At 69.2% G+C, this 7,928-nt stretch carries 7 protein-coding genes; 4 read left to right on the forward strand and 3 right to left on the reverse strand.

Translation table 11 applies throughout. The annotated features are described in order from the left end of the window. Positions 1–125 precede the first annotated feature (125 nt). The 4 genes from otsA (at position 126) to AC5RVG_RS16565 (ending at position 5,198) form a co-directional block, all read left to right on the forward strand. Entirely contained in the window at positions 126–1,568 is a 1,443-nt protein-coding gene (gene otsA, locus AC5RVG_RS16550) for an alpha,alpha-trehalose-phosphate synthase (UDP-forming) (protein WP_494014723.1), read from the forward strand. Further along, the gene (otsB, locus tag AC5RVG_RS16555; protein WP_494014713.1) at positions 1,561–2,463 is read left to right on the forward strand and encodes a trehalose-phosphatase; all 903 of its coding nucleotides are present in this window, start codon (positions 1,561–1,563) and stop codon (positions 2,461–2,463) included. Before otsA ends, otsB begins: the two co-directional genes overlap by 8 nt. 214 nt (positions 2,464–2,677) lie before the next feature. After that, positions 2,678–3,832: an ABC transporter ATP-binding protein gene (locus tag AC5RVG_RS16560; protein WP_494001859.1), complete on the forward strand. Its 1,155-nt coding sequence runs from the start codon at positions 2,678–2,680 to the stop codon at positions 3,830–3,832. Positions 3,833–3,857: 25 nt separating this feature from the next. Further along, complete coding sequence (locus tag AC5RVG_RS16565; protein ID WP_494014714.1) at positions 3,858–5,198, forward strand: DUF4032 domain-containing protein; 1,341 nt, start codon at positions 3,858–3,860, stop codon at positions 5,196–5,198. A gap of 6 nt (positions 5,199–5,204) precedes the next feature. Here AC5RVG_RS16565 and AC5RVG_RS16570 read toward each other — a convergent pair whose 3' ends face one another. Genes AC5RVG_RS16570 through AC5RVG_RS16580 form a run of 3 tightly spaced genes read right to left on the reverse strand, consistent with a single transcriptional unit; the run spans position 5,205 to position 7,800 of the window. Further along, entirely contained in the window at positions 5,205–5,825 is a 621-nt protein-coding gene (locus AC5RVG_RS16570) for a class I SAM-dependent methyltransferase (RefSeq protein WP_494014715.1), read from the reverse strand. A gap of 56 nt (positions 5,826–5,881) precedes the next feature. After that, entirely contained in the window at positions 5,882–7,273 is a 1,392-nt protein-coding gene (locus AC5RVG_RS16575; RefSeq protein WP_494014724.1) for an FAD-binding oxidoreductase, read from the reverse strand. A gap of 41 nt (positions 7,274–7,314) precedes the next feature. After that, the gene (locus AC5RVG_RS16580) at positions 7,315–7,800 is read right to left on the reverse strand and encodes an SRPBCC domain-containing protein (protein ID WP_494014716.1); all 486 of its coding nucleotides are present in this window, start codon (positions 7,798–7,800) and stop codon (positions 7,315–7,317) included. Positions 7,801–7,928 lie beyond the last annotated feature (128 nt).

Here is a 7,928-nt window from a genome sequence, read left to right on the forward strand (position 1 = left end):
CGAGTGGCCGCGTTCACGTTTGATGCCTCAGCGCGCTCCGGGGAAGCCTCGGGTTGCCATTCCTTATAAAGTCATGAACAGGACGGTATACACAAAGGAGAGGTCAGTTGGCGAATTCCGCAGAGATGAACGGCGAGGAAGCAGAAGGATCTCAGTTCGGGGAGTACGACCTGATCGTCGTCTCCAACCGCCTGCCGGTGGACCGAGCCCCCGAGGACGACGGTCAGGGCCCCTGGCGGCGCTCGCCCGGCGGGCTGGTCACGGCGCTGGCCCCGGTGATGGCGAAGACCGACGGCGCCTGGGTGGGCTGGCCGGGGGTACCGGACGAGAAAGTGGACCCGTTCGACCACGACAACATGCATCTGGTCCCGGTGACCCTGAGCGCCGACGACGTCGAATTGTATTACGAAGGCTTCTCCAACGCCACGCTCTGGCCGCTCTACCATGACGTGATCGCCCCGCCGGAGTTCCACCGCGCCTGGTGGGAATGCTACAAAACGGTCAACCGGCGCTTCGCCGAAGCAACCGCGGAGATCGCGGCCGAGGGTGCCACCATCTGGGTGCAGGACTACCAGCTGCAGCTTGTTCCCAAGCTGTTGCGGGAGATGCGCCCGGACCTGAAGATCGGTTTCTTCAACCACATCCCGTTCCCCCCGCTGGAGATCTTCGCCCAGCTGCCGTGGCGCCGGCAGGTGATCGAGGGCCTGCTCGGGGCCGATCTGGTCGGCTTCCAGCGCCCCAGCGACACCAGCAACTTCCTGCGCTGCGTGCGCCGCTTCAGCGGCCTGAATGTGCGCCAGCAGCAGGTGCAGGTGGTCAACAACGACGGCGGCGCCCGCCTCTGCAAGGCCGGCGCCTTCCCGATCTCCATCGATGTGGCCCACATCAGCGAGCTGGCCAACCGGCCGGACGTGATCGCCCGCTCCGAGCAGATCCGGCAGGAGCTGGGCAACCCCGATACCGTTTTGCTGGGCGTGGACCGGCTGGACTACACCAAGGGCATCCGGCACCGGGTCAAGGCCTACGGCGAACTCCTGGAAGACGGCAAGTTGAACGTGGAGAACGCCGTGCTGATCCAGGTGGCCTCGCCCAGCCGCGAGCGCGTCGAGTCCTACCGGCTGCTGCGCGAGGAAATCGAAGGTTCTGTGGGCCGGATCAACGGCACGTTCGACACCCTGGAAAACACCGCCATCCGCTACCTGCACCACAGCTACCCCGTGGAGGAAATGGTGGCGCTCTACCTGGCCGCGGACGTGATGCTGGTGACGGCGCTTCGCGACGGCATGAACCTGGTGGCCAAGGAGTACGTAGCCTCCCGCAAGGGGGTGGACGGGGCGCTGGTGCTCAGCGAATTCGCCGGCGCCGCGGACCAGCTCAAGCAGGCCATCCTGGTCAACCCGCACGACATCGACGGGCTCAAGGATGCCATCATCCGGGCGGTCAACATCCCGCCGGCCGAGGCCACCCGCCGGATGCGGGCGATGCGCCGGCAGATCCTGCAGAACGACGTCGAACACTGGTCGCGCGCGTTCCTGAAGGCCCTGCAACAGCCGCAGGCCGATGACTGAGCGCCGCGACGACGGGCAGCCGCACCTGCCCGTGAGCCCCGGCGCCGGTAGGGCTGACGCCGGTGTCCCCGGTGTCGGCGCCCCTGACGCCGCCGCGCTTGACCCCGGCGCCCGCGACCTGGTGCCGCTGGAGCTGCGGGAGGCGCTGGAGCGGCTCGCCCGCACCGAGACGCTGCTGGTGGCGCTGGACTTCGACGGCGTGCTGGCGCCGATCGTGCCCCGGGCCGAGGACGCCCGCCCCCTGCCGGCCTCGGCAGCCGCCGTGGCCGCGCTGGCGGCACTGCCGGGGACGTCCACCGCCTTCATCTCCGGCCGGGCACTGGCCAGCCTGCGCGCCGTCGCCTCCCCGGACGACCGGACCCTGCTCATCGGCTCGCACGGCGGCGAGGTCTTCACCGGACCGGGCAGCCCTCCCCTGGTGCTGGACGGCGCGCAGCAGCAGGCACTGGCGGCGGCCACCGCCGTCGTCGAAAAAGTAGTGGCCGCCCATCCGGGCACCCGGCTGGAAGCCAAGCCGGCCGGCGTCGTGCTCCATACCCGAACCGCCGACGACGCCGTGGCGGCGGCGGCCACCGAGCGCGCCCGCGCCGCGCTCCAGGAGGTCCCCGGGCTCTATCTCAGCGACGGCAAGCGCGTGCTCGAGACGTCGGTGCTCAGCGCCGACAAGGGCCAGGGCCTCGGGCTGCTGCGCTCGTTCACCGGCGCGACCGCCGTGTTCTTCGCCGGCGACGACGTCACCGACGAACACGCCTTCGCCGTGCTGCGGGGCTCCGACGTCGGGGTCAAGGTGGGGCCGGGAGACACCGCCGCGGCGTACCGGGTGGACTCTCCGCAGACGTTCGCGGCCGCGCTGGCGCTGCTGGCCGAACTGCGGGCCGCCGCCCTGGCGGCCTAGCGCGGCAGGGCGGCGACGGCTGCCGGCTGCCGGCTGCCGGGCACTTTTCCTGGAGCGTGTGTCCCCGGTCGCCGCGCCCCAGGGGCTCGTTGACAGCCGTGGCATACTGAGGGCGTGAGCCGCCTCACACCGCCGTGCGGCGGCTCGAAAACTGAACACGCACCCATCACTACGGATCGTCGGGCACGTACCTGCCCGTGAAGGGAAAACAACCATGGCAACGGTAACGTTCGACAATGCCACGCGCTTATATCCAGGCACCGAAAAGCCCGCGGTGGACAGCCTCAAGCTGGAGATCGCCGACGGCGAGTTCCTGGTCCTCGTCGGCCCCTCGGGCTGCGGCAAGTCCACCTCGCTGCGGATGCTGGCCGGCCTCGAAGACGTGAACTCGGGACGGATCCTGATCGGCGACCGCGACGTCACCGACGTACCGCCGAAAGACCGTGACATCGCCATGGTGTTCCAGAACTACGCGTTGTACCCGCACATGTCCGTTGCCGACAACATGGGTTTCGCCCTGAAGATCGCCGGCGTGTCCAAGGAAGAACGCGTCGAGCGGGTCCGCGAGGCGGCCAAGCTGCTGGATTTGGAGGAGTACCTGGACCGCAAGCCCAAGGCGCTCTCCGGAGGCCAGCGCCAGCGCGTGGCGATGGGCCGGGCGATCGTGCGGAATCCGCAGGTTTTCCTGATGGATGAACCGCTGTCCAACCTGGACGCCAAGCTTCGCGTGCAGACCCGCACGCAGATCGCCTCCCTGACCCGCCGGCTGGGCGTCACCACCGTTTACGTCACCCACGACCAGGTGGAAGCCATGACCATGGGCGACCGCGTGGCGGTGCTCAAGGACGGCATCCTGCAGCAGGTGGACACCCCGCGCGCCCTCTACGACCGGCCGGCCAACGTCTTCGTGGCCGGTTTCATTGGCTCGCCGGCCATGAACCTGCTGGAACTGCCGGTGACCGACGGCGGTGTCCAGTTCGGCGGCCTGACATACCCGGTGCCGCGCAACCTGTTGGACGCCGCGCACGGAAACACCGTCACGCTGGGGGTCCGGCCGGAGGACCTGGAGCGCGCAGAGGACGGACAGGGGCTCGCGGTGTTCGTGGACGTCGTCGAGGAACTTGGCGCCGACGCGTACGTCTACGGGCACACCGAGTTGGACGGCAAACGCTACGACATCACCGGCCGCGTCGACGGACGCACCCCGCCTCCGGCCGGCAGCACCACCTACGTGCGGCCCAAGGAGGGCCACGTGCACCTGTTCGACACCGAGAACGGCCTGCGGCTGGGCGAGCATGCCCCCGGCACGCCGCCCGCCTCGGTGGAGGACCTCAATACTCCGATCGAAGCCGGCAAGACAGCCGACTAGGCCCCGCGCCTAGGATGTAGTCATCATGGCTGACCAACATCCCGGCACCGGCGGTCCCGTCCAAGGGACCGCCGACGCGCCCCTGTCCGGCGGGGCCGCGTCGTCGATAGCGTCGCTGAGCATCACCGCGGCCACCACCGACGAGCGGTTGCTGGACCTGCCCTGGCATCTTGCGCTGGAAGACTGGCCGCCGGAAAACCTGGCCGCGCTGCCCCGCGGGCTGTCCCGGCACGTGGTGCGGTTCGCCCCGCTGGGCGCGGGCGTGGTGGCGATCAAGGAGACCGGCGAAGAAGCTGCCCGGCACGAATACCAGATGCTGCGCAAGCTGCAACGGCTGGCCATCCCCTGCGTGGAGCCGGTGGCCGTGATGACCGGGCGGCTGCGCAGCGACGGCACTCCCCTGCAACCGGTGCTGGTCACCCGGCATCTTCGTTTCTCGCTGCCGTACCGCGCCCTGTTTTCCCAGACGCTGCGGCGGGAGACGCTGACCCGCCTGATCGACGCGCAGGCACTGCTCCTGGTGCGCCTGCACCTGGTGGGGTTCTTCTGGGGCGATGTCTCGCTCTCCAACACGCTCTTCCGGCGGGACGCCGGAGCGTTCGCGGCCTACCTGGTGGACGCCGAAACCGGCGAGCTGCACCAGCGGCTCTCCGACGGCCAGCGCGAGCACGACCTCGAGATCGCGCGGGTGAATATCGCCGGCGAGATGATGGACCTCGTCGAGGGCGGCCTGCTCGAGGAAAGAGTGGATCCGGTGGCCACCAGCGAGCGGATCATGGACAGCTACCGCAAGCTGTGGGTGGAATTGACGGCGGAGGAATCGTTCGACCTGGGCGAGCGGTGGCGGGTCAACGCCCGGATCCGCCGGCTCAACGATTTGGGGTTCGACGTGGAGGAATTCTCCATCAAGACCACCGCAGACGGGGCCACCATCCAGCTCCAACCCAAGGTGGTGGACGCCGGGCACCACCAGCGCCGGCTGCTGCGGCTCACGGGCCTCGACGTGCAGGCGAACCAGGCACGCCGGCTGCTCAATGACCTGGATGCCTACCGGGCGGACAACCAGCCGGAGCAGAGCGAGGAGATCAGCGCTCACAGCTGGGTCCGTCATGTCTTCGAACCGATTGTCCGCGCCATACCGCGTGAACTGGCGGGCAAGCTGGAACCGGCCGAAGTGGTCCATCAGGTGCTCGAGCACCGCTGGTATATCTCCGAAGCGCAGGACCGCAACGTGCCGCTGGCGGAGGCCGTGCAGTCCTACGTCGACACCGTGCTGCGGCACCGCCGCGACGAGGCCGCCATCATGCTCGATCCGGATGCGCGGACCGCCGCCGCCCTGGACGCGGCCGCGACGGACGAAGGCTGACAGCGCTCAGGCAGGCTGCCCTCCGCTCTTGCTGAAGATCGCCACGAGGAAGTCCGACGACGGGGTGAACGGGCGCAGGTCCCAGGTGGCCAACCGCAGGTCGGGGGTCAGGCCCGCCGCTGCGGCGTCGGAGAAGAACTCGTCGAAGTCGTAGCCGCGGCCGGCGCCGAACCCTGTCACGAGCCGGCCGGCGGGAGCCAGGTGGCCGGCCAGGTTGCGCAGCACCTCGCCCGACGTGCCCGGGGCGAGGAAGGTCAGCACGTTGCCGGCGCTGACGATCACGTCGAACGGCTCGGCGACGCCCTGCGCGGGCAGGTCCAGCTCCGCCAGGTCGCCGACCAGCCAGGTACAGTCCGGATGGTCCCTGCGGGCCGCTTCGATCAGCTCGGGATCGATGTCGACGCCGACCACCGAGTGTCCGCGGCGCGCCAGTTCGCCGCCCAGCCGGCCCGGCCCGCAGCCGGCGTCGAGGATCCTGCTGCCGCGGGGCACCATGGCGTCCACCAGCCGGGCCTCACCGTGCAGGTCGGCGCCTTCGGCGCGCATCTGCTCGAAGCGCTGGATGTACCACGCCGAGTGGCCCGGGTTCCGGCGCTTCATCTCTTCCCACAACGTCTCTTTCCTCATGCCACCAGCCTACTGGCGGGCGCGTGGACGGCCGGCATGCGTTCCCCCGCTGCGGCTCACGCCGACGTGGGCTCGGAGATCCGCGCCGGCAACGCTTTGCCGGGATTCAGCAACCCCCGAGGGTCGAACACATCCTTCAGCCGGCGCTGCAGTTCCAGCACCTCGTGGCTCTGCTCGCGCCCCAGCCACCGCACCTTGAACTGGCCGACGCCGTGTTCGCCGGTGATCGTGCCGCCCAGCGCCAGCCCGACGTCGATGGACTCGTCCAGCGCCTCGTTGAGCGCCGCCACCTTGGCCACGTCCCCGGGGCCGACCCAGAACGTCGGATGCAGGTTGCCGTCGCCCGCGTGCGCGACCACTTTCAGTCCGACGTCGTGGCGCTCGGCGATTTTCTGCAGTTCGTTGATGTAGTGCACCAGCTGGGACCGGGGAACCGCGACGTCCTCCCCCACCCGGTAGTCATCGTCCACCTCGGCGCCGCGGCTGTGCCGGCGCAGATCCATCAGCCGGATTGCTTCGGCGGTGTCCGCCGCCTTGATCTCGGCACCGAGCCCGGTGAGGACCTCGCGGATGATGCCGGCTTCCACCTCTGCCGCATGGCCGTCGGTCTGGATCAGCAGCAGCGCGCCGCCGCGGCTGCGCAGGTTGGACCCCTGTTCCCGGTCCAGCTGCGCCATGGTGTTTCCGTCCAGCAGTTCCATGATCGCCGGCTGCACGCGCGCCCGTCCCACCGCCAGCACCCCCGCGGCGGCAGTGGCCACGTCGGGGAAGAACGCCGCCACCGTTTCCAGGGCGGCCGGCAAGTAGCGCAGCCGCAGCGTCGCGCCGACCACCACGCCCAGGGTCCCCTCGGAGCCTACGAACAGTCCGGTCAGGTCGTAACCGGCCACGCCCTTGAACGTCCTGTGGCCGGTGCGGATCAGCGTCCCGTCGGCGAGCACCACGTCAAGCCCCAGCACGGATTCGCGGGTCACCCCGTACTTGGCGCAGCGCAACCCGCCGGCGTTCGTCGCAATGTTCCCGCCGATTGTCGAGCTGCGGTAGCTGGCCGGGTCCGGCGCGTACATCAGACCGTACTCGGCGACGGCGGCATTCAGATCGGCGTTGATCACGCCCGGCTCCACGCGCGCGATCTCGTCTTCCGGATGGATCTCCAGAATCCGGTCCATGGCCGCGAGGCTCAGCACCAGGCAGTCCTTGGACGCGTGCGCGCCGCCGGAGACCCCGGTGCCCGCCCCGCGGCACACCACGGGCACTCCCGCAGCGTGGGCGGTCCGCATCACGGCCTGCACGTCCTCCACACTCTGCGCGCGGACAACGGCGATGGGCAGCTGGTGGTCGAGGACCGGGCCTTGGTCGGTGGCGCAGGCAGCCAAGTCCGTGGGGTCGGTGCTGACCGATCCCGCAGGCAGGGCACGCTGAAGTTCCTTCAGAAAAGAATCCGTCACGCTTTCGGGGCCTCCGGTGGTCGTTCCGTTGCTGTTGCTGGTCACGCAGTCCCTCCCATGAACCGGACGTAGCGGCCGAGCACCTGCGGCCATCCGTCGACATAGGCGGCCCGCTCTCGCCCGCCCTCGGGCATGTTCTCCCAGCCGGAGTGGGTCAGGCGCAGTTCCGTGCGGCCATCGCCAACGTCCACGAAGTCGACGTCGACTTCCCCCGACGCCGCGGGGCTCGTGCCCGGATGCCAGGTGCAGCGCAAATGGCTGCCGGGAGTCCATTCCAGGATCTCGCCCCAGACATGAACCTCATCATCCAGCGTCGTTTCTGTCAGGACATGGTCCTCGAACTCCACGTGGCTGCCCTCACCCGCCACACTTTGGCGGTCCACCGGCCACCAGAGATGGATGAGATCGGTGAAGCCGCTGAAAGCCTCCTGGCTTTCCCGCGGCACGGTGACGCGGCAGTGGATTGGATCACCGCTCTTGGAGGGTTCAGGCTCTTGCTGCGCGTGGGAGAACAGGGACGAATTCATAGCCCCAGCCTAGTCGGGGCGGGGGTGGTTGGTGGTTAAACGCGGGAAGGCCCCGCCATCGTTGGCGGGGCCTTCCCGTGTTCAAAGAATGTCCGGCGGCGACCTACTCTCCCACACCCTCCCGAGTG

The sequence above is a fragment of the Arthrobacter senegalensis genome (assembly GCF_059091765.1).